The following is a 19,394-nucleotide window of genomic DNA, read 5'->3' as shown; positions in this document are numbered from 1 at the left end:
ATGCGCAAAAAGCAGCGCACTTAACTCCACTTTAAAATTTAACTACTATTCTAGCTTTCTTTATAAGAGAGAATGGAACCTCTATCTCTTCATCATCAACGTGCAAATGAACTATTTCGCCCTGCACATCCAAGATCTCACCAGTAAACCGGCGCTGCCCTTCAAGGGTTGATTGACGCAACTCTAACTTGATTGTGGAACCTTTAAAACGTTCAAAATGCTCAAGTTCAAAAAGTGGTCGCTCTAAACCAGGCGATGAAACTTCTAACCGATATTGACCACTAATGGGATCTTCGACATCCATAATGCCGCTAATCTGATGACTCACTTTAGAACAGTCACCGACCAAAATACCTTTATCTGAATCAATATAGACTAACAATACTGACGACTTGCCCTGGCCTGTGAGCTCCGCACCCACGAATTCATAGCCAAGTCCTGTAATAGCCGGCTTGATCAGTTCTAATATTTTAGCGGGTGCTTGATTCATCTCTATCCTTCGCGTACAAAAAAAGGGCCAAAGCCCCCTTTAACACTTCAATTTTTACCTAAAAATCTCAATTCAAAAAAGATTAGTAGGGGGCCAAACAAAAATACCCCAAATGGGGTACCTTTTAAATATTGGTAGCGGGGGCAGGATTTGAACCTACGACCTTCGGGTTATGAGCCCGACGAGCTACCGAACTGCTCCACCCCGCGTCCATTTAGGTGCGGAATAATACTAGAAGATTCTCTCTTTTACAACCTAAATTAAGAATTAATTCCATTAATATCCGCCTATCTATTTAAAACATTAATGTAGCTACATACATACAAGCTGCTGCCATCAATCCGGCTAGTATATCATCTATCATTATCCCAAAACCACCTTTTACTTTATTATCCAACCAATTAATGGGCCAAGGTTTTGCTATGTCAAAGAACCTGAAAAATACAAACCCCAATATCACATTTTGCCAACTAAAAGAGACCCAGTACATGGCTAACAAATAACCAGCTATTTCATCCCAAACAATACCACCATGATCATGAACCCCTATATCACGCGCCGCTTTGCCACATATCCAAACTCCAGAAAAAATAACGAATAACAGCACTGGCAAATACAAATCGCTAAAGAACTGAATTAGACAATAGTAAAAAGGTATGGCTATCAATGTCCCCATCGTACCCGGCGCTCTTTTTGCTAAGCCAGCACCAAAGCCAAAGGCTAGCATTTGCACGGGGTTTACCAGTAACTGTTGAAAAGTGGGCGTTTTATTCGACATTAAAATGATCAAACCCTTTGTTAAGCCGTATCAGCTCGCCATTTTTTGCTTCAATGCGCAAATCGCTACCCTCATCAATTACACCGATTTTAGTGATGTTATATGACCTTAAATCAGCTATTGATTTTATATCCACCTGCTCGGGCACTGTAAAGCACAATTCATAATCATCACCCGTCGAATACGGCCAAAGGTCGTCACATACTTTATCCATATGCTGACGAACCGAGTCCGTTAAAGGCAGCTTATCATGATAAATCTTGGCACCTACGCCACTCAATTTAAGAACATGATTTAAATCGGCCGATAAGCCATCTGAAATATCAATACACGAACTCGCTATTTTGATGAGCTCGTTCCCTAAATTAATTCTCGGGTTGGGTTTTAAATACGCGATTAGATCTTTGTCGTCTGCACCCTGCTCGCCTGACTTTGCTTTTTCCAATCCCAAGCCAGCATTTCCAATCGTCCCTGACACATACACCCCGTCCCCTACTTTTGCGCCAGAACGTGTTAATCGCTGATGTTTAGGTAACAGCCCCATGATATTGACCGTGACTGAAAGAGGGCCGCGCGTGGTATCACCACCAATTAGCTGCAATGAGTGTCGTTTAGCCAGCGCAAAAAGTCCTGCACTGAATGATGACAACCATGCCTTATCAATATTCGGTAATGTGATTGCCAGTGAAAACCAAGCAGGTGTTGCACCCATTGCCGCCAAGTCACTCAGATTAACGGCAAGCACTTTATGCCCTAAAAGCCTCGGATCACTGTTAGGCAAGAAATGCACACCTTCAACCAGCGTATCTGTACTGACGGCCAACTGCTTCTCGGTAGGCACTTCTAGGACGGCACAGTCATCACCGATGCCTAGTATAGGGAGCAGCCCTTGATCATATTTCGGCGTAAAGAATTCTTCAATGATGGAAAACTCAGGTGTGGACATAAGCTAAAATTAGCCCGTTTTTTTCTTGCCTTTGGATTTAGCCTTTATTTCAGTTGGCCTGCTTTTTTGAGCCAGCTTGTCCATAATACTATTGACGTAAGCATGGCTTTTTTCAGAACCAAAACTTTTTGCCAAATTGATGGACTCATTAATCGCCACGCGATAGGGAACTTCCGGCTTAAAAAGTAATTCGTAGGCACCTAAACGCAGCACTGCCTTTTCAATTGGGTCTATTTTCTCAAAGTCGCGCGTCGTAAACTCACTAATCGCGGTATCCAGTTCTGCAAACTTATCGACCACACCGGTCAACAACAACTCAAAATAAGCCTTATGGTATTTGGGTGTTTTAGGGTCTTTTTCAAACTGCTCGCAAATTTCCTTCAGGTTTTGCCCCGTTATTTGCCATTGGTACAACGCTTGAAGTGCTACTAGTCTTGCGTTACTTTTTGGTGAACTCATTCGGCGTCTATCACCTTAAGCACATTAACCATTTCAATGGCTGCTAAAGCGGCTTCCGCCCCCTTATTACCGGCCTTTGTACCTGCTCGTTCAATCGCTTGTTCAATTGAATCAACTGTTAGCACCCCAAAAGTGACTGGAAGATTAGCCTGAAGCGATACCGTCGCTAAGCCCTTAGTCACTTCACCTGAGACGTACTCAAAGTGCGGCGTACCACCACGAATGACTGCGCCTAAGCCAATGATTGCATCATACTTTCCTTTACCCGCAATACGTTGAGCGGCCAATGGCATTTCAAATGCACCTGGCACTCTTACGATATCAATATTTTTTATGTCCGCTCCGTGACGCACCAATGTATCGATAGCACCGCCTTCTAACTGGTCGACAATAAAGCTGTTAAAGCGACCAATCAATAAACAGAACCGCGCATCGCGAACTATCATATTCCCTTCAATTATTTTTGCGTCTGACATTTAAAACCTTTGTTATATATAGAGGTAAACTTATGTTTAAGCGAGTTCCTCGCTCAAATGTATTGATACTCATTCAGTATAAAGCCAAATTAAATGAGCCTTAACCCATTTTAATGCTGGCTCACACCCTTTGAGCATGAAGTATATCAGTGTTCTAATCTAATGGGACGTGTTCAACAATCTCAATATCAAAACCTGCTAAGCCTGAATACTTAGTCGGGGTACCGAGCAACTTCAGGTTCTTAATGCCCAGTTCCGTTAGAATCTGACAGCCCACACCAACTTCTCGTGAGTCTACTAGAGGCTGCGACGCTAGTTTTGACACGCCTTTTTCTTTCAACTCTTGCTCGTGAATAAACTCAACAATGGATTGATTGTCTTCTTTATTACGAATAAGAATTAATGCGCCTCGACCTTCTTCCACTATCTTTTTCATCGCATTCGGCAATGGATAGTGATCACTCTCTTTCGCCTGTAACAAATCTGCCAAGGTGCTTTTTGCATTCACTCGAACCATGACTGGCTCATCCGTACAAACATCACCATAAGTTAGCGCCAAGTGGAGTTTATTATCAATCTCATCTTGAAACGCATGCAATCTAAAATCGCCGTATTTAGTGGGGTAATCACAGCTGCTCACCAGCTCAATCGTTTTCTCATTTTGAATACGGTAATGAATCAAATCGGCAATAGTCCCGATTTTTAATTCGTGCTTTTCAGCAAACACTTTTAAGTCATCGCGGCGCGCCATCGTACCGTCATCATTAAGAATCTCAACGATAACTGCTGCCGGTTCCGAACCAGCTAAACGCGCTAGATCGCAGCCCGCTTCGGTGTGCCCCGTACGGTTTAAAACACCGCCCGGTTGCGCCATAAGTGGGAAAATATGCCCTGGCTGAACAACATCAACTGGTTTCGCACCAGGCTTAACTGCTGCCAACACGGTTTTAGCACGATCCGCCGCCGAAATACCCGTTGTTACACCTTCAGCAGCTTCAATTGAAACGGTGAAATTAGTAGAATAAGCCGCTTGGTTATCGTTCACCATCAATGGCAAACGTAATTGCTGACAACGCTCACGCGTTAACGTTAGGCAAATCAATCCACGCCCGTAACTCGCCATAAAGTTAATATCTTGCGGACGTACGTGTTCAGCTATCATCAAAAGATCGCCTTCGTTCTCGCGATCTTCATCATCCATAATGATGACAATCTTGCCTTCTCTTAAGTCATCAATAATTTCTTGGGTCGTATTCATAGGCTCTTTTTATTCATGGATGGCGCGTATTGTACGCTGATTCATTACAGTATCTTTATATATTATTGCCAGTAACTGAGTGTGTAGAAAATTTTTAATCTACTTCGATAAAACCTACACCCTTAGGATATAAAACCACTGTTTTCTAGCAGCTTCTTATAATCCACAGACGACTCTTTTTGCGCAGTGCCCATCATCAAACGTTCTAAATAACGCGCAATCACATCCACCTCAAGATTCACTGTATCACCCACCTGTCGATCACCTAAGGTTGTCATTTCAAGCGTGTGCGGCACGATGTTGACCGAAAAAGAAACATCATCCACTGTATTCACCGTTAAGCTAATACCATCAATACAAATAGAGCCTTTTTGTGCGACATATCGAGCTAATTCATTCGGCATAGCAAAGGTAAAACGAACCGATCGCGCATCAGCCTTACGCTCGATGACGTGCCCAACACCGTCAACGTGACCGCTTACCATATGCCCGCCTAAGCGAGTTTGCGCTTGCAACGCACATTCTAAATTAACGGCCGCACCCACCTTAATAGCACCCATGGTGGTCGCTGACAGTGTTTCGTTTGAAACATCTGCCACAAACTGCCCCGCTGTTAGCTCTATCGCGGTCAAACAAACGCCATTAACGGCAATACTGTCGCCGAGCTGGGCATCGCTTAAGCCTAAATCATTGGTTGAAACGGTCAAGCGGACGTCGCCTTGTTGCTGTTCAACACGTTTAATTTTGCCAATTGCCTCAATAATTCCAGTAAACATTCAACCTTCTCTTTTAACGTCATATGTCAGCTTAAGGTCATCCCCTAGCACCTCCATACCCACATAATTTAATTGCACCCTGTCCGACAGTGTTGACACTTGGGGCATCGAAAATGCGCCACGGGCATCTGACCCCAAGGCACTCGGAGCCATGTATACAACTAGCTCATCCACCATACCGGCTTGCAAACACGCGCCGTTTAATAGCGCACCCGCTTCAATCATCACACTGTTAATGGTTTGTAATTTCAACCACTCGTGCACCGCTTGCAAATCAACCTGCCCGTTTTTGTCAGCCGCTAATAACTCTACGTTACAACCTAGCTTTCTTAACGCCAACGTTGCTTGCTCATCATCACTGCACGTTAACACGGTGGTGCTTGAGTCACCGCTCAACACCGCCGCATCTAACGGTGCGCTTAGTTTTGAATCAAGTATCACAATACGGGGCTGTTTGATTAGTAGGCAGCCCAAACCATCTCTGGCTGTTAACTTAGGGTTATCCGCCAAAATTGTGCCAACGCCTGTCAGCACAATGTCACTTTGCGCCCGTAAACGGTGAACATCTTGGCGTGCCGCTGAACCGGTTATCCATTGACTTTCGCCCGATGCCATCGCAGTTTTACCATCCAGACTCATCGCGACCTTACTCATAATATGCGGCCTACCGGTCATCATTTTATGGTGGAACGCTTTATTCAGCGCTCTCGCTTGTTCCTCTAGCAGGCCAACAGCCACATCAATACCAGCCTCAATTAATTTTTCAATACCTTGGCCCGCTACAAACGGATTCGGATCTTGCATGGCAATAACCACGCGCGATATACCTGATGCAATTAACGCATCTGCACAAGGTGGGGTTTTACCGTGGTGGCTACATGGCTCAAGCGTAACGTAAGCCGTTGCACCTCGAGCCGAATCGCCCGCAGCGCGTAACGCATGAACCTCCGCATGTGGTTCACCGGCTTTTTGATGCCAACCTTCACCAACGACTTGCCCATCTTTAACAATGACACAACCTACACATGGGTTAGGCTTTGCACTGTATCGACCTTGTTCAGCCAGCTCCAGTGCCAACACCATATAAGCTTGGTCGTCAGATATAGATCCCATCGCCCAGCCTTACTTTTTACCGATAACGGCAGATAGCGTCAGTTGTTCGCTCTTTCCGTCTTTTTCCAGCGCATCAATAACTTCTCTAAACGCATTAACGTCTTCAAAACTTTTATACACTGAGGCAAAACGAACATAGGCCACGTGATCTAAACCCTGTAGCTCATCCATCACTAACTCACCAATTTTCATTGACGGAATTTCGCGCTCGCCCAACGACAATAAACGCTTTTTAATACGACTCATCGCCGCATCAATCGCTTCGCTATCGACAGGGCGTTTTTCTAACGCACGTAAAAAGCCTGCGCTGAGTTTTTCTTCCCAAAAAGGCTCACGAACCCCGTCGCTTTTAATCACGCGGGGCAGGTTAAGTTCGGCTGTTTCAAAGGTTGTAAATCGCTCTTTACAAGCAACGCATTCACGTCGCCTGCGCACACTATCCCCTTCGCCAGCAAGGCGCGAATCTATAACTCTTGTATCGCTATCACCGCAAAAAGGACACTGCATTTTTATACCTTAATCTGCGTAAACAGGTAGGCGTTTACAAATAGCCAAGACATTTTGTTTAACTTTCTGTTGAACGCTTTCATTTTCAACGTCATCCAAAATATCGCACATCCAGCCAGCAAGGTCTTTACTATCTTGCTCGGTAAACCCACGCGTTGTAATGGCTGGCGAACCTAAACGAATACCGCTAGTCACAAATGGAGATTGCGGGTCATTCGGCACTGAGTTTTTATTCGTCGTGATATTAGCCACTTCCAAGGCTGCTTCCGCCACTTTACCTGTTAAACCTTTGTCGATTAAATCAACCAAGAACAAGTGGTTGTCTGTGCCACCAGAAACGATGTTGTAACCACGTTCAATGAATGTATCGGCCATTGCACTTGCGTTGACTTTTACTTGTTTTTGATAGACTTTGTATTCTGGTAATAATGCTTCCTTAAAGGCCACTGCTTTCGCTGCAATCACGTGCATTAATGGGCCGCCTTGCGTACCTGGAAACACCATTGAGTTTAATTTTTTCTCAATTTCAGGGTTCGCTTTAGCCAAAATAAGGCCGCCACGTGGGCCACGCAGTGTTTTATGTGTGGTTGATGTTGTCACATCAGCAATTTGCACTGGACTTGGGTATTCACCAGCAGCCACTAGACCTGCTACGTGCGCCATATCTACAAATAAATACGCACCGACAGAATCGGCGATATCACGAAATTTTTGCCAATCCATCACTCGTGAGTACGCAGAGAAACCAGCAACAATCATTTTGGGCTTGTGTTCATTCGCCAAAGCCTGAACTTCATCGTAATCCACTTCGCCCGTTGCATCGTTTAAGCCGTATTGAATGGCATTAAAAATTTTGCCCGAAAAGTTAACTTTCGCACCATGGGTCAAGTGACCACCGTGCGCTAGGCTCATGCCTAAAATAGTATCGCCCGCTTGCAACAAGGCAAAATACACCGCTGCATTGGCCTGCGACCCTGCGTGTGGCTGAACGTTTGCGTAATCCGCACCGAACAACTCCTTAACGCGGTCAATCGCCAATTGCTCAGCAATATCCACGTATTCACAACCGCCGTAATAACGTTTACCCGGGTAACCTTCAGCGTATTTATTCGTTAGCATAGAACCCTGAGCCTGCATTACACGTGGGCTGGCGTAGTTTTCGGATGCAATCAATTCAATGTGGTCTTCTTGGCGTTGTTCTTCTTGTTGAATAGATGCCCAAAGTTCGTCATCAAATCCTTCAATTTTCATACTTTTGTTGTACATTTATGTATCCCGTGTAATTTCGATCAGAAATTCAGCCGTGTGACATTGCAGCTGAGTATAGTTAAAGCCGACATTTTACATGATGTTGTGCTTATTAAGGAAGATTTTGCCTTTATGGCACAAGTATGAACGTGATAAACCGTCGACAATCAGAGGTATTTTCGCCGTTAACCGTCGTTTGATTAACGATAGCGTCTACCCGTTAACAACAGCCGCGCCGCCTAGGCGTAGATTATTGCATCGTAATGACGGTTTTCTCATGACTTAAACTTGATTTATTAGCAACAGTATGAGAGCTTGAAATTTACGTACACAGTCTAAAAGGATTAGCTATGCGTATACTCCGGCATTACTTTATTAGTGACAGTCTTGACGACCTTGATGTCTTTGAGCAGCAGCTAGAAGAACAAGGGATCAACACCCCACAAATCCACGTTCTTAGCCTGCACGATAAAGAGGTAGCACACCACGATCACCTCAATTACGTGCAATCCTTTATGAAAAAAGATGTCGTACACTCCGCAGAGGTCGGCCTTTCTCTCGGGCTTATAGTGACGGCTTTTTTTCTTACCTTTGTCTCTTTAGCAGGCTGGGCAGAGTCCCCCGCTGGCTGGACACCTTTTATCTTTCTTAGCATCGTACTGATAGGCTTTTGCACTTGGGAAGGCGGTTTGCTCGGCATTCAGAAGCCTAACTATCATTTCGCAAAATTTGCTGACGCGCTAAAAAATGACAGGCATATTTTCTTCGTGGACTTGGAAACAAATCAAGAAGAAATCCTACAGAAAGTGTTGCCATCACACCCTCTAGTCGAATTAGCAGGAACTGGCGCAGGAACGCCCCGTTGGTTGTTAACATTTCAATCTAGGGTTCCACGCTTCTTTAGAGAAACCTTCCCATAGAGAAACGACATCCACTATTGTTGACGCATCACGTTTTTATTCCCGCTGACCTCTATCGGAAAACAAGCGTTAGCCAGCAGTACAAAAACCAGCCCATCGTCAGCTGAGCAGCCACTGCCCGTACCCAAGTTCAATCAGTGGGTGTTTTTCACCCCTTCCAAGCTCATTATGCCGGGACCCTCGTCTAGGTAGAGGCCACGCGTATCGTAGGTATGGTTCGCCTCGAACGACATCAAACCAATCAACACCAAAATACAGCCTACGGGTATTAGAATGGCGCACGCCAGTGCAAGCCGCTCATAGCGCATATGCATGAACACAGCGAGAATGAACCCCGCTTTTAAGAACATAAACAGCAGAATCAACGACCACCTGAGGTAACCTTGAAATTGCATATAATCGACCATGTAAGACATCGCGCTTAATACAAACAACAAACCCCACACCCAAAAATAGATGGCAATCGGGTGCTGCTGCTCTTTTGCTACTGTTTCAGCCATATCAAACTCCTACCAAAGATAAAAGAATGCAAAGATAAAAACCCACACAAGGTCAACAAAATGCCAGTATAGCCCTACTATTTCAACAATCTCGTAACCACCTTTTCGACCCGTAAAAAATCCCGGTCGCATATTTTCCAGATCCCCCGTCCATACTTTTCTCGCAACGATCAGTAGCAATATCACCCCAACACTAACGTGGAACCCGTGAAATCCAGTAATCATAAAAAAGCTGGAACCAAACTGTGCCGCACCCATTGGGTTACCCCAAGGTCGAACCCCCTCCTCAACAATCAGTTTCGACCACTCGAAGACCTGCATGCCAACAAACGAAGCGCCGAAAAGCGCTGTCGCTAATATCAAAAAAGTGGTGATTTTACGTTTTTTCTCATAGCCATACTTAACCGCCATCGCCATCGTGCCACTGCTACTGATGAGAATGAACGTCATAATAGCGATCAAAATTAGCGGAATATGCTGACCAAAGACGGTTAACGCAAAGACTTCACTGCTATTTGGCCAAGGTACCGTTGTAGACATCCGTACCGTCATATAGCTAGTAAGGAATATAGAAAAAATAAACGTGTCGCTTAGCAAGAAAATCCACATCATCGCCTTGCCCCAAGGCACTCGCTTGAAAACTTGCTGATCAGACGACCAATCGGAAACAACTCCTGGTAGGCCTTCCACCATTGCAATGGAACGCCCCGCTTCATCTACCCTTGTTTCATTCGACATGTTTTTGTCCTTATCTTCTATGTTGACAACAACAAACTAAATAAAATAACCCATATCACCAGTAGAAAATGCCAATACACCGCACACAACTCAACGCTCAAACCGACTCGAGCCAATTCGACACCCTTTAATAACTTTAAGGTCGTCAAACTCCAAACCACCAAACCACCCAACAAATGAAGCGCATGCAAACCCGTAATGAGGTAAAAAAAAGCATTAGCAGGGTTGCTGTGCGCTAAGTAGCCCGTTGAAACAAGCTGTTGCCAGGCCATTAATTGTCCAACCATAAAAGCCAACGCAAAGAACCCGCCAATGAGCATGCCGTTACGCACGGTGTTGATTTGTTCACGCGTTGTTGCAACACGCGCCCACTGCAGAGCGAGACTACTGAGAACGAGCGCCGCCGTATTGAACCAGAGTAGACTCGGCTCATCTAAAGGCCGCCAATCCCCTAGCTCCATGCGCATCATGTAGGCACTTATAAACAGTGAAAACAGCGAGGTCACCACAGCTAAGAAAACGAACAAGCCGAGTTTAGCGTCTGGCTGCGGCAACGAACGACCACTGAAACTATCGCCCATTGGAGGCTCAATTGAAGCTTCCCAAGGTTGAGAATTCATTGTTTGCTTCAATATCCAGCCTGCAATCACAAGCATCAAAATAGCCATGAAAATTAATGTCGTGGTCATAATTTAATTCACCCGTTAGCTTTTTTACGCATCGTCAAATCAACTCTCGTCATCCACTGTTTTCGCAGAACTAGACGGCGGCACATTTTGCGGTATAAAGTCCTGCTTTGCCCCAGGCACACTGTAGTCGTACGCCCAGCGATAAACTAATGGCAACTCATCGCCAAAGTTACCGTGCTTTGGCGGCGTGTCGGCTGTCTGCCATTCCAGCGTGGTTGCCTCCCAAGGGTTTGGCCCCGCCTTTTTACCACGGCTATAACTGACGATTAAATTATAGATAAACACCAGCTGCACAGCGGCGACAAAAAACGCTGCCAGCGAAATAGCCACGTTCAAACCCACCGCCGACTGGGGAATAAAATCAGTGCCTTCAATGGAATAATAACGCCGAGGAACGCCCAAGAAACCAAGGTAGTGCATGGGATAATAAATAGCATACGAGCCGACAAATGTACTCCAAAAGTGAAACTTCCCAAGCGTGTCATCCAGCATCCGCCCGGTGATTTTTGGATACCAATGATAGATAGCACCAAATAACACCAATATTGGCGATACGGCCATCACCATATGAAAATGGGCAACGACAAACATGGTGTCGGAAAGCGGCAAATCAATCGTTACATTGCCAAGAAACAAGCCAGTTAGCCCACCATTAACGAACGTAAAAATAAAGCCTATAGCAAACAGCATCGGCACATTTAGACGGATATTACCTCGCCACAAAGTCAACACCCAGTTATAAACTTTAATTGCCGTGGGTACTGCAATAATCAGCGTTGTGGTCGCAAAAAAGAAACCAAAATAAGGGTTCATTCCACTAACATACATATGGTGCGCCCAGACAACAAAACTCAGCGCTCCAATGATGACAATGGCCCAAACCATCATACGATAACCAAAAATATTTTTACGGGCATGAACCGACAACAGGTCAGACACGATACCAAACGCGGGCAAGGCCACTATATAGACTTCAGGATGACCAAAAAACCAAAACAAATGTTGAAATAAAATGGGGCTACCGCCTTCGTAATCTAGGTGCTGACCCATCGATACAACGGCAGGCATGAAAAAGCTCGTACCTAAGGTTGCATCAAGCAACATCATAATAGACGCCACTAACAAGGCTGGAAAAGCCAGTAACGCAAGTACTGTCGCGATAAATATCCCCCACACTGTCAGCGGCATGCGCATCAAGGTCATTCCGCGGGTACGCGCCTGTAACACCGTCACCACGTAATTAAGCCCGCCCATGGTAAACCCCACAATGAAGAGAGATAGCGAGATCAACATCAATATAATACCCATACCCGACCCCGGTGTACCCGCTAAAATCGCTTGCGGTGGGTATAACGTCCAACCGGCTCCAGAAGGACCGCCGGGTACAAAGAAACTGGCAATGAGTACCAATACGGCAACGAAGTAGACCCAAAAACTCAGCATATTCACGACCGGAAAAACCATATCACGAGCGCCGCACATCAGTGGGATAAGGTAGTTACCGAAGCCACCCAAAAATAGCGCCGTCAGCAGATAAATAACCATGATCATGCCGTGCATGGTGACCATTTGAATGTAAGAAGAAGGGTCTATGAAATCTAAAGCGCCGGGCCAGGCCAGCTGAACCCGCATCAGCAGTGACATCGCAAGTGCGAGAAAACCAATACTAATCGCCACGCAAGAATACTGAATCGCGATGACCTTAGCATCTTGAGAAAATACGTACTTACCCAGCCAAGTTTTCGGGTGATAGAGCTCCATCTCAGGTATTTCAGCTGGTCCTACATATTCATTCGCGTCATGCGCTTTGTGTACAACATTAGGCATCAAAGTATCCCCTTTGTTATTTTCTTGTCAAAACCTCACTATTTCAAACCGTCTCTAACATAAGCAATCAGAGCGGCCATTTCAGCCTCTGTAAAACTGCTTGCTGGCATCATCGGTGCATACCCCGTAACAATTTTTGCATTCGGGTTAGAAATAGATTCTTTAAAGTAATCCGCGTCAACGACCACTGTACTGCCATCTGCTAACGTTTCAGTTTTACCAAACAACCCCTTCCAGGTTGGGCCGATACCGCTTGCACCGTCGATACTATGACAAGCCACACAACCTCGCGCATTCGCCAGCAAACGACCTTGCTCAATCAAGCTAATACCCTTTATTGGAGCAGCGCTGCCCTCAGTCGCAACACCTTGGGCATAAGTAGGCATGGTCTGCAGCCATGCATTAAAGCTTTCCTGGGTTTCAACCACCACGAAGCTGCGCATTTTATAATGCCCAACGCCGCATAATTCTTCACATAGAACATCGTATTTACCCAACACGGTGGGCGTAAACCACAAGGAAGTAACATGCCCCGGCACCATGTCCATTTTTACCCGAAACTGAGCGACGGCAAAGTCGTGTAACACATCCTGCGAACGCAGCAACACTTTGACCGGTTGATTTATCGGTAGATGCAGGCCTCCCGCCGTAACGAGCACATCGTCTTGACCGTTAGGGTCTTCGGGGTTCACGCCAAAAGGATTCGCCGCCGTGGTATGCCGCGTGTCAGCCGTCCCTAGCTTGCCGTCCAGCCCCGGATAGCGATAGCTCCATTGCCATTGCTTACCAACGACTTCTACAATACTTGCGTCTTCAGGTGGGTTTATAAAATCTGCCCAGACATACAGACCCGGCGTTAACATGGCCGCAATACCTAAGGATGTTAAGCCAATGAGCCAGCCTTCCAGTTTTTTATTTTCAGGCTCATAGTGAGCCAAGTTGCCTTCTTTATAACGAAACTTGTAGACGCAATAAGCCAAGAATAAGTTGACAGCCACAAACACAAAACCGGTTACCCAGAACGTGATATTGAGGGTGTCGTCGATGGCGCTCCAATTTGAGGCGAGCGGCGTTAAATACCAAGGACTCAGGTAATGGAAGAGAAGAGATCCAAAGATCAGAAGGAGTAAGACTACCGCTAATAACATATTTTTTTTAACCTCTTTGCTCGTGTTAACAACAAATAAAGGGCATTCAAAATAAATTACAACTGACTTGATAATATACGAGAAGCCTAATTTAGACTACCACTATTTTTTGTCCATTTAGTTCTCTCTCATAGGACACATTCCCAAGCGAGGTTTGCTAAAAACTCGGCTCCAGAGCAAGCTAGGTTCGGCATCGGCCGCCTCAGTTACCGCACTTACAAGCAACCGCCGCTGATAAAAAACAAACCGAGTCTATCTGCGCTCGGCTGAGCTTGTTTTTAACAACCGACTATTCGGCAAACCATGCTTAGACCCGAAGTACCAATACAAAAATTGCACGAGCAACAATATTGCAACCAACAGCGCAATGTATTGGTAACGGTATCCACCCACTTGAAAATAAAAAACTGCGCGATAGGTCTTCTGTTTTTCAGGGTGCACGGCCGTTACAATACCAATGTAATCACCCGCTTCCTTAAATAGATAATCAGCCCGTAAGGCACCATCCGGATAAACTGCTGGCGGCAGAAAGTAAACCGTATCTTGCTCAAGTGTTTTAAGCGCCACGATATCTTGCCAGTTTGCGTAACGCCCTAGGCCATTTACATCGCTAATAATACGAAAATCAACACGCATTTCTTTCAGGTAATCATGTAAATACTCGATCACAAATATGGATTCTGTCACCGCAGGTGCATCTTCACAAAACTCCTGGGTGTCGTCAGACACGCGTTGGTAGCCAAAAAAGTGCGCCTTCAAAAAACCAATTTTAATAACGCACTGGTCGTTTTCCATTCCAACACCGCCGTGTGCGGCAGCCTGTTGCTGCCAACATATTAGGCACAAAAAAAACGATATTAGCTTTATTATCTTCATCCTCTTTACCCGATACGCTCGTGACTTCTGTCGACTCAAGGAAAATTAACTACCGCCTTTAATATAAAAGACTCTGTGTTCGACGACAATGATTTAATCCACTCGGTCGCGTTAGCCATCTGTGGTTTACGCTGAGAAAAAATTGCAGTACGCTAGCAAGGGTTTCACTTTGCATTAGCTTAATCACTATGAGTATTTTTAAATTGCGTAACGTCGGTTACCACCATATTGGACAGCTCGCAGGCATTACCTCAGGTGCAGGTACCTGTCTGTTATGGAACTACGCAATGTGGGGGCCAACCAGTGTTTTATCGCTGTCTGGCACCAGCTTTTCTGGTGCTTTTGTCATGAGTGTTTTTGCTATCGTCACCGTCATTGCCTCCTTACACGCTCACAGTAAAATTCTGTTTTTAATGTTCTTCGTGTCCTTTTGTCCTATCGGCTTTTTCTTTTTAACCGAGGCGCATTGGCTAAGATTCATAGGCATGCTGAATCTCGGCTATTTAGTGGCCGCCCTACTAACGATCAACGAGCATAAAACCACCGCAGCAATTAACACAAAGAAAGCCTAATACCCTTAAAATAAACCCACATCATCGAATCTGGAGTTCTAAATAACAATGGCACAATACATCTTCACCATGAACCGCGTTAGCAAAGTCGTACCGCCTAAACGCCAAATCCTTACCGATATTTCACTGTCATTTTTCCCCGGCGCAAAAATTGGCGTGCTCGGTCTAAACGGTTCAGGTAAATCAACCTTACTTAAAATTATGGCGGGGTTAGATAGCAATTTTGAAGGCGAAGCACGCCCACAAGCCGGAATTCGCATTGGCTATTTATCACAAGAACCTCAGTTAGATGAAAGCAAAGATGTACGCGGTAATATTGAAGACGCACTGGGCGACTTAACCTCGGCACAAGCAGAGCTAGACGCCGTTTACGCCGCTTACGCCGAACCCGATGCAGACTTTGATGCCTTAGCAAAAAAACAAGCCGAGTTAGAAAACATTCTACAAGCAGGCGACGGACACGACATCGAACGCACCATGGAAATTGCCGCCGACGCACTGCGCCTACCACCTTGGGACGCCGACGTTAGCAAGCTTTCTGGCGGTGAAAAACGCCGTGTCGCCTTGTGTAAATTATTATTGTCAAAACCCGACATGTTGCTGCTTGATGAGCCAACAAACCACTTAGATGCAGAGTCCGTTGCCTGGTTAGAACGTTTTTTACACGACTTTACCGGCACCGTCGTTGCCGTTACCCACGACCGTTATTTCTTAGATAACGTCGCCGGTTGGATTTTAGAACTCGATCGTGGACGCGGTATTCCGTGGGAAGGTAATTACTCATCTTGGCTTGAGCAAAAAGACGCGAGACTAGAGCAAGAGCAAAAGGCAGACGCTTCTCGCAAACGCTCCATTAAAAAAGAACTGGAATGGGTACGCACAAATCCAAAAGGTCGTCACGCTAAAAGCAAAGCACGGATGGCGCGTTTTGATGAGCTGCAAACCAAAGAATTCCAACAACGCAGCGAAACGCAGGAAATATACATTCCACCCGGCCCACGTTTAGGTGATTCAGTTATCGAAGCCGTTAATGTTAGCAAGGCCTTTGGCGATCGCGTGTTATTCGACGACCTCAACTTCAGGCTTCCACAAGGCGGTATCGTTGGCATAATCGGTGCCAACGGCGCAGGTAAATCCACCCTCTTTAAAATGATGGGCGGTATGCAAGACGCCAGCAGTGGCGACATTAAAATTGGCGAAACCGTCAAACTCGCCTACGTGGATCAGTCACGCGATGATCTAGACGACAACAAAACCGTGTGGGAAGAGCTATCCGGTGGACTCGATGTCATTACCGTCGGCACCTACGAAACCCCATCACGCGCCTACGCAGGCCGTTTCAACTTTAAAGGCTCTGACCAACAAAAACGCATGGGCGACCTATCCGGCGGCGAACGCAACCGCGTGCATCTCGCCAAAGTGCTCAAAGAAGGCGGCAACGTGTTGCTGCTAGATGAACCCACCAACGATTTAGATATTGAAACATTGCGCGCGCTAGAAGAAGCGCTACTGAGCTTTCCCGGTTGCGCCGTGGTCATCTCGCATGATCGCTGGTTCCTCGATCGCATTGCCACCCACATGCTAGCCTTTGAAGGCGACAGCAAAGTGGTTTGGTTTGAAGGTAACTACGAAGACTACGAAGCCGACTTAAAACGACGTTTAGGCGCTGAAGCCGATCAGCCTAGACGGATTAAATATAAGAAGCTAACGGGGTAGGAATAAAGTAATTCAAGGGGTTTGCTCTAAATCAAGCTGGCCGACCCCTTGGTTTTCCTTCACTTGGTTTTCCTCGTTTTAATAGCGGCAAAACATCAGAGAAATTCATCGAACTAACGTATCAAAATCTCTGTATGAAGTCAGAACATCGAGTGTCCAAGAGAGGTTTTTTTATTATAAAATATCATGAATAAACCTAGCCATTAAGCGCTGGAATAAAAAAGAGTTGTTATGCAAACAGACCTACTAACCACCGTTATTTTACCCGCGTCTTTATTCATTATTATGTTTGGCATGGGCTTGTCTTTACGCTCCAGCGACTTTACTCGCGTTTTAAAGCAACCTAAAGCCGCTGTCATTGGCATATCCGCTCAAATGATTCTGTTGCCTATAATCGCTTTTTTAATCGCCGTTGTTTTCAATCTCCCACCTGAACTAGCCGTAGGGTTAATGATTATTTCATTCGCACCAGGCGGGGCCACTTCAAACATGTTCACCAACTTGTCCAAAGGTGACGTTGCTCTGTCCATTAGCTTGACTGCCTTCGTAAGTCTCATCACGCCTTTCACCCTGCCTTTATTCACATTATTGGCAATGAACTATTTTATAGGCTCGGCTGAAGCATTTCAGCTACCCGTAATGAAAACGATTATTCAACTATTAGTGATTACGCTAATACCCGTGCTAGTTGGCATGTTTATCTTGTTTAAATGGCAAAAGGCGGCTAATAGAATAGAGCCTGTCATCAAGGTCTTCTCCGTCGCTTTCTTATTTCTCATTATCTTGGCCATTGTTTTAAAAAATAAATCACAAATGCTCGACTTCTTCATCCAAACAGGGCCGGCAACGTTAGCTTTAAATGTTTTGGTGTTGAGCCTAGGTTATGCGCTAGCCAAATTTTTCAAACTTTCACCGTCGCAATCTATATCCATTTCTTATGAAGTTGGCATTCAAAATGGAACACTGGCTTTAATGGTGGCGGGCACGCTAATCGGCAATAGCACCATGATGATTCCGGCAGTAACTTATAGCCTTTTGATGTTTATTACCGGTTTTGCCTTTGGTTATCTTTTAAGAAAAAAGAGACGTGACTCACGTTTAGGTTACATTTAGGTATAAAACAATTAGAAATATCAAGGGGTCAGCCAGCTTGATTTTCACCTTTGTTTTTACCGGGCATTTTAGTAGAAATGGCATTGTCGTCGCCCCAGCAAGCCCTCAAGTGATGGTTGATATTCTGCTAGATAGACCAAGTAATATAGACCTCTCACCTTATAAGCTTGCACGCTAAAGCCGTGTCATTAGGCTTCAAGTAGAGGCCTATTTCTTCTTGCTTTTTTTACTACTTTTCTTTTTTATAGCCGCTTTATTACTGGATTTTTTAGTCTTCTTTGCTTTATCTTTAGCTGCTTTTTTATCTTTGTTTTTGGCCTCTTTCTTACCTTTCTTTTTAATAAATTTTTTATCTTTGCCGCTACTTTTCTTTACTGTTTTTTTATTCTTTATCGGTTTTTTAGGAGCCACCTCTTCCTTACTGGCAACCGAGTCACTCACTTCTTTAGAAGCTGACACACCCACTATTTGAAGCAGCGCCTTTGCCTTCTTTATCGTCTGAAGCGACCGAGCATTAGCAAAACCTGGCACCACTGATAAACTTTCAACGTTGGCGTTTGCTACATCAGCCACTGTTTTAAAACCATGCTTAGTCAATACAACCGATGTTGCCTGACCAATTCCCGCTATTTCAATAACTAATTGTTCCATTCATTACCCCTTAAGCTACATAAATAAATTCAATACAAATCAATCATTTTAAATAAGTACATTTTTAATCTCGTACCATTCACTAAATAATGTAAAAAAACAATTAACTTGAAAACAAATAATAAGATCCGTAGTATAGCAACTAATGACGTCATTACGTAACAACGTATTAACATCATTATTACATAAATCATAAGGAACTAAACATGGCTAAGAAAAAAGAGATCAAACTAAAAATCAAAAAATTAACTAAAAAAATTAAGAAACTAAAAAAGAAGATCTAGTTTTTTTTATTAAAGCCTCATCGCCAGCTAAACTGGCGGCGAGGCTTTACTTCTTCGCTCAATATTTCTAATATTATGAAATACTTTTATATTTGCTAGTCATGTGCCAATGAAAAATCAAAAAGAAGACTCTAAAAAAGAAAACAACAGCCCTAGCAAGGCAAAGAAAAGCACATCCCTTCGTTTAGAAAAAAAGACACTAAAATCCCTAAAAATAATGGCTATTGAAAAAGACACTAGCTTACAAAATCTGATTGAGGGATTAATTGAAGATGCCCTGCTAAAATATAACAGCACACCTAAATAATA

Annotated in this window: 22 protein-coding genes and 1 tRNA gene; 5 read left to right on the top strand and 18 right to left on the bottom strand. The window is 44.6% G+C overall.

Annotation, left to right across the window (positions count from 1 at the left end; genetic code table 11):
- Nucleotides 1–31: 31 nt before the first annotated feature.
- From rimP to glyA, 11 genes are all read right to left on the bottom strand, one after another.
- Nucleotides 32–490 carry a ribosome maturation factor RimP gene (gene rimP / locus AB1Y31_02950; GenBank protein MEW4982126.1) on the bottom strand — a complete coding sequence of 153 codons (459 nt, stop codon included), beginning with the start codon at nt 488–490 and terminating at the stop codon, nt 32–34.
- Nucleotides 491–622: 132 nt separating this feature from the next.
- Nucleotides 623–699 (bottom strand) — tRNA-Met (locus AB1Y31_02945).
- Nucleotides 700–785: 86 nt separating this feature from the next.
- Nucleotides 786–1,268: a phosphatidylglycerophosphatase A gene (locus AB1Y31_02940; protein ID MEW4982125.1), complete on the bottom strand. Its 483-nt coding sequence runs from the start codon at nt 1,266–1,268 to the stop codon at nt 786–788.
- Complete coding sequence (gene thiL / locus AB1Y31_02935) at nt 1,258–2,214, bottom strand: thiamine-phosphate kinase (GenBank protein ID MEW4982124.1); 957 nt, start codon at nt 2,212–2,214, stop codon at nt 1,258–1,260. Before thiL ends, AB1Y31_02940 begins: the two co-directional genes overlap by 11 nt.
- 9 nt (nt 2,215–2,223) lie before the next feature.
- Entirely contained in the window at nt 2,224–2,673 is a 450-nt protein-coding gene (gene nusB, locus AB1Y31_02930; GenBank protein MEW4982123.1) for a transcription antitermination factor NusB, read from the bottom strand.
- On the bottom strand, nt 2,670–3,149 hold the full coding sequence (ribE, locus tag AB1Y31_02925) for a 6,7-dimethyl-8-ribityllumazine synthase (protein ID MEW4982122.1): 480 nt from the start codon (nt 3,147–3,149) through the stop codon (nt 2,670–2,672). Before ribE ends, nusB begins: the two co-directional genes overlap by 4 nt.
- Before the next feature lie 154 nt (nt 3,150–3,303).
- Entirely contained in the window at nt 3,304–4,407 is a 1,104-nt protein-coding gene (gene ribBA / locus AB1Y31_02920; protein MEW4982121.1) for a bifunctional 3,4-dihydroxy-2-butanone-4-phosphate synthase/GTP cyclohydrolase II, read from the bottom strand.
- 122 nt (nt 4,408–4,529) lie between these two features.
- Nucleotides 4,530–5,183 (bottom strand): riboflavin synthase, encoded by a 654-nt coding sequence (locus AB1Y31_02915; protein MEW4982120.1) that lies wholly within the window; start codon nt 5,181–5,183, stop codon nt 4,530–4,532.
- Nucleotides 5,184–6,296: a bifunctional diaminohydroxyphosphoribosylaminopyrimidine deaminase/5-amino-6-(5-phosphoribosylamino)uracil reductase RibD gene (gene ribD, locus AB1Y31_02910; protein MEW4982119.1), complete on the bottom strand. Its 1,113-nt coding sequence runs from the start codon at nt 6,294–6,296 to the stop codon at nt 5,184–5,186. It abuts the gene before it with no gap.
- Nucleotides 6,297–6,305: 9 nt separating this feature from the next.
- Nucleotides 6,306–6,803, bottom strand: a complete 498-nt coding sequence (gene nrdR, locus AB1Y31_02905; GenBank protein ID MEW4982118.1) for a transcriptional regulator NrdR — start codon at nt 6,801–6,803, stop codon at nt 6,306–6,308.
- Between the two features lie 9 nt (nt 6,804–6,812).
- Complete coding sequence (glyA, locus tag AB1Y31_02900; GenBank protein MEW4982117.1) at nt 6,813–8,069, bottom strand: serine hydroxymethyltransferase; 1,257 nt, start codon at nt 8,067–8,069, stop codon at nt 6,813–6,815.
- A 332-nt stretch (nt 8,070–8,401) separates the two neighbouring features.
- Here glyA and AB1Y31_02895 point away from each other — a divergent pair, with 332 nt between their 5' ends.
- Nucleotides 8,402–8,971: a hypothetical protein gene (locus tag AB1Y31_02895; protein ID MEW4982116.1), complete on the top strand. Its 570-nt coding sequence runs from the start codon at nt 8,402–8,404 to the stop codon at nt 8,969–8,971.
- Nucleotides 8,972–9,105: 134 nt separating this feature from the next.
- On the opposite strand, the gene AB1Y31_02890 is transcribed toward AB1Y31_02895, so the two are convergent.
- The 6 genes from AB1Y31_02890 to AB1Y31_02865 all read right to left on the bottom strand — a co-directional run bounded on the left by AB1Y31_02890 (nt 9,106) and on the right by AB1Y31_02865 (nt 14,668).
- Nucleotides 9,106–9,471 (bottom strand): cytochrome C oxidase subunit IV family protein, encoded by a 366-nt coding sequence (locus tag AB1Y31_02890; protein ID MEW4982115.1) that lies wholly within the window; start codon nt 9,469–9,471, stop codon nt 9,106–9,108.
- Between the two features lie 9 nt (nt 9,472–9,480).
- Entirely contained in the window at nt 9,481–10,209 is a 729-nt protein-coding gene (locus AB1Y31_02885) for a heme-copper oxidase subunit III family protein (GenBank protein ID MEW4982114.1), read from the bottom strand.
- Nucleotides 10,210–10,226: 17 nt separating this feature from the next.
- Nucleotides 10,227–10,898, bottom strand: coding sequence for a cytochrome c oxidase subunit 3 (locus AB1Y31_02880; GenBank protein ID MEW4982113.1), 672 nt, complete (start codon nt 10,896–10,898; stop codon nt 10,227–10,229).
- 39 nt (nt 10,899–10,937) lie between these two features.
- Nucleotides 10,938–12,725, bottom strand: a complete 1,788-nt coding sequence (locus AB1Y31_02875; protein ID MEW4982112.1) for a cbb3-type cytochrome c oxidase subunit I — start codon at nt 12,723–12,725, stop codon at nt 10,938–10,940.
- A 38-nt stretch (nt 12,726–12,763) separates the two neighbouring features.
- Nucleotides 12,764–13,873, bottom strand: coding sequence for a cytochrome c oxidase subunit II (locus tag AB1Y31_02870; protein ID MEW4982111.1), 1,110 nt, complete (start codon nt 13,871–13,873; stop codon nt 12,764–12,766).
- Between the two features lie 252 nt (nt 13,874–14,125).
- Nucleotides 14,126–14,668 (bottom strand): hypothetical protein, encoded by a 543-nt coding sequence (locus AB1Y31_02865; protein MEW4982110.1) that lies wholly within the window; start codon nt 14,666–14,668, stop codon nt 14,126–14,128.
- Nucleotides 14,669–14,937: 269 nt separating this feature from the next.
- On the opposite strand from AB1Y31_02865, the gene AB1Y31_02860 reads away from it, so the two are divergent.
- The 3 genes from AB1Y31_02860 to AB1Y31_02850 all read left to right on the top strand — a co-directional run bounded on the left by AB1Y31_02860 (nt 14,938) and on the right by AB1Y31_02850 (nt 18,150).
- Nucleotides 14,938–15,321 carry a hypothetical protein gene (locus tag AB1Y31_02860; protein MEW4982109.1) on the top strand — a complete coding sequence of 128 codons (384 nt, stop codon included), beginning with the start codon at nt 14,938–14,940 and terminating at the stop codon, nt 15,319–15,321.
- A gap of 48 nt (nt 15,322–15,369) precedes the next feature.
- On the top strand, nt 15,370–17,037 hold the full coding sequence (ettA, locus tag AB1Y31_02855; GenBank protein MEW4982108.1) for an energy-dependent translational throttle protein EttA: 1,668 nt from the start codon (nt 15,370–15,372) through the stop codon (nt 17,035–17,037).
- A gap of 231 nt (nt 17,038–17,268) precedes the next feature.
- Nucleotides 17,269–18,150 (top strand): bile acid:sodium symporter family protein, encoded by an 882-nt coding sequence (locus tag AB1Y31_02850; GenBank protein ID MEW4982107.1) that lies wholly within the window; start codon nt 17,269–17,271, stop codon nt 18,148–18,150.
- Between the two features lie 207 nt (nt 18,151–18,357).
- On the opposite strand, the gene AB1Y31_02845 is transcribed toward AB1Y31_02850, so the two are convergent.
- Nucleotides 18,358–18,801: a helix-hairpin-helix domain-containing protein gene (locus AB1Y31_02845; GenBank protein MEW4982106.1), complete on the bottom strand. Its 444-nt coding sequence runs from the start codon at nt 18,799–18,801 to the stop codon at nt 18,358–18,360.
- Nucleotides 18,802–19,194: 393 nt separating this feature from the next.
- Here AB1Y31_02845 and AB1Y31_02840 point away from each other — a divergent pair, with 393 nt between their 5' ends.
- Nucleotides 19,195–19,392 carry a hypothetical protein gene (locus AB1Y31_02840; protein ID MEW4982105.1) on the top strand — a complete coding sequence of 66 codons (198 nt, stop codon included), beginning with the start codon at nt 19,195–19,197 and terminating at the stop codon, nt 19,390–19,392.
- Nucleotides 19,393–19,394: the final 2 nt, after the last annotated feature.

It is taken from the genome of Cycloclasticus sp. (genome assembly GCA_040743155.1).
GTDB lineage: Bacteria > Pseudomonadota > Gammaproteobacteria > Methylococcales > Cycloclasticaceae > Cycloclasticus.
This window is presented reverse-complemented; position numbering and strand designations above follow the sequence as displayed.

What these genes read in the sequence shown, in the direction of transcription:
- AB1Y31_02865 (MEW4982110.1), bottom strand. Translation starts at nt 14,668, where the DNA reads ATGGAAAACGACCAGTGCGTTATTAAAATTGGTTTTTTGAAGGCGCAC.
- nrdR (MEW4982118.1), bottom strand. Translation starts at nt 6,803, where the DNA reads ATGCAGTGTCCTTTTTGCGGTGATAGCGATACAAGAGTTATAGATTCG.
- AB1Y31_02840 (MEW4982105.1), top strand. Translation starts at nt 19,195, where the DNA reads ATGAAAAATCAAAAAGAAGACTCTAAAAAAGAAAACAACAGCCCTAGC.
- AB1Y31_02915 (MEW4982120.1), bottom strand. Translation starts at nt 5,183, where the DNA reads ATGTTTACTGGAATTATTGAGGCAATTGGCAAAATTAAACGTGTTGAA.
- AB1Y31_02885 (MEW4982114.1), bottom strand. Translation starts at nt 10,209, where the DNA reads ATGTCGAATGAAACAAGGGTAGATGAAGCGGGGCGTTCCATTGCAATG.
- AB1Y31_02895 (MEW4982116.1), top strand. Translation starts at nt 8,402, where the DNA reads ATGCGTATACTCCGGCATTACTTTATTAGTGACAGTCTTGACGACCTT.
- AB1Y31_02845 (MEW4982106.1), bottom strand. Translation starts at nt 18,801, where the DNA reads ATGGAACAATTAGTTATTGAAATAGCGGGAATTGGTCAGGCAACATCG.
- AB1Y31_02860 (MEW4982109.1), top strand. Translation starts at nt 14,938, where the DNA reads ATGAGTATTTTTAAATTGCGTAACGTCGGTTACCACCATATTGGACAG.
- ettA (MEW4982108.1), top strand. Translation starts at nt 15,370, where the DNA reads ATGGCACAATACATCTTCACCATGAACCGCGTTAGCAAAGTCGTACCG.
- thiL (MEW4982124.1), bottom strand. Translation starts at nt 2,214, where the DNA reads ATGTCCACACCTGAGTTTTCCATCATTGAAGAATTCTTTACGCCGAAA.
- nusB (MEW4982123.1), bottom strand. Translation starts at nt 2,673, where the DNA reads ATGAGTTCACCAAAAAGTAACGCAAGACTAGTAGCACTTCAAGCGTTG.
- AB1Y31_02870 (MEW4982111.1), bottom strand. Translation starts at nt 13,873, where the DNA reads ATGTTATTAGCGGTAGTCTTACTCCTTCTGATCTTTGGATCTCTTCTC.
- rimP (MEW4982126.1), bottom strand. Translation starts at nt 490, where the DNA reads ATGAATCAAGCACCCGCTAAAATATTAGAACTGATCAAGCCGGCTATT.
- AB1Y31_02875 (MEW4982112.1), bottom strand. Translation starts at nt 12,725, where the DNA reads ATGCCTAATGTTGTACACAAAGCGCATGACGCGAATGAATATGTAGGA.
- ribE (MEW4982122.1), bottom strand. Translation starts at nt 3,149, where the DNA reads ATGTCAGACGCAAAAATAATTGAAGGGAATATGATAGTTCGCGATGCG.
- ribBA (MEW4982121.1), bottom strand. Translation starts at nt 4,407, where the DNA reads ATGAATACGACCCAAGAAATTATTGATGACTTAAGAGAAGGCAAGATT.
- glyA (MEW4982117.1), bottom strand. Translation starts at nt 8,069, where the DNA reads ATGTACAACAAAAGTATGAAAATTGAAGGATTTGATGACGAACTTTGG.
- AB1Y31_02850 (MEW4982107.1), top strand. Translation starts at nt 17,269, where the DNA reads ATGCAAACAGACCTACTAACCACCGTTATTTTACCCGCGTCTTTATTC.
- AB1Y31_02940 (MEW4982125.1), bottom strand. Translation starts at nt 1,268, where the DNA reads ATGTCGAATAAAACGCCCACTTTTCAACAGTTACTGGTAAACCCCGTG.
- AB1Y31_02880 (MEW4982113.1), bottom strand. Translation starts at nt 10,898, where the DNA reads ATGACCACGACATTAATTTTCATGGCTATTTTGATGCTTGTGATTGCA.
- AB1Y31_02890 (MEW4982115.1), bottom strand. Translation starts at nt 9,471, where the DNA reads ATGGCTGAAACAGTAGCAAAAGAGCAGCAGCACCCGATTGCCATCTAT.
- ribD (MEW4982119.1), bottom strand. Translation starts at nt 6,296, where the DNA reads ATGGGATCTATATCTGACGACCAAGCTTATATGGTGTTGGCACTGGAG.